The 764-nt window shown below is 40.4% G+C and carries 1 pseudogene; it reads left to right on the forward strand.

What is annotated here, in order from left to right:
* Window positions 1-127: 127 nt before the first annotated feature.
* Window positions 128-764 (forward strand): annotated as a pseudogene (locus ACFIML_RS09195) (integrase arm-type DNA-binding domain-containing protein); the annotation flags it as partial.

Below are 764 nucleotides of genomic sequence, written 5' to 3' on the forward strand. Positions count from 1 at the left end.
AGAATCCCGAATATCGTAAGATTGTCTCATTTCAAATCTGTTTATCTTGAATCAATCAAAACCATTCGCTTGCACGTCACAAGCGAAGCTGGCGTGTGGGTAAAAACTGTATAAGAAAGAACTAAAAATGGCTCTTATGAATCGTCTTACGTGCCAAGGGCTGTCGCAACACCCACGAGCTGGCAAAGTGTGTGATGGTGCCGGCTTGCTTTTTCATAAACGTAAAGATGGAAGTGCTCAATGGTTTTATCGTTATACCATTCATGATCGCCATCGCGAAATGGGCTTGGATGCTCTTTGAGAGATGTTTCTTTAAAAAAGAGCGTGAATTGGCAAACCAATGGCATTCTGTTTTACGTAAAGGTCGTGATCCCATTAAAGAACGCAATAAACAAAAGTGTGAAGCAATCTCCATTATTTAAAAGATATCGCTTTGGGTACTTTTGAAAGTCGGAAAGCTGAATTAAAAGGTAATGGTAAGAATGGGAACTGGTTTTCTCCCTTGCGGCTTTACATTCTCCCTAAATTAGGCAGTCTGTCCATTTCAGAAATTACCCAAACAGAGATACGCAACACGCTTGTTCCTATTTGGCATACAAAAGCTACAACAGCAGAGAAAGCACTAAACCGTCTTAATATTTGTCTCAAACATGCTGCGGCTTTGGGTTTGGATGTTAATTTACAAGCAACAACAAAAGCACGCGCGCTCTTAGGAAAACAACGTCATAAAACGCAAAATAGACCAGCAATGGATTGGAAAGATG

It is taken from the genome of Bartonella sp. AC62GZZY (assembly GCF_042196525.1).
Taxonomy (GTDB): Bacteria; Pseudomonadota; Alphaproteobacteria; order Rhizobiales; family Rhizobiaceae; genus Bartonella.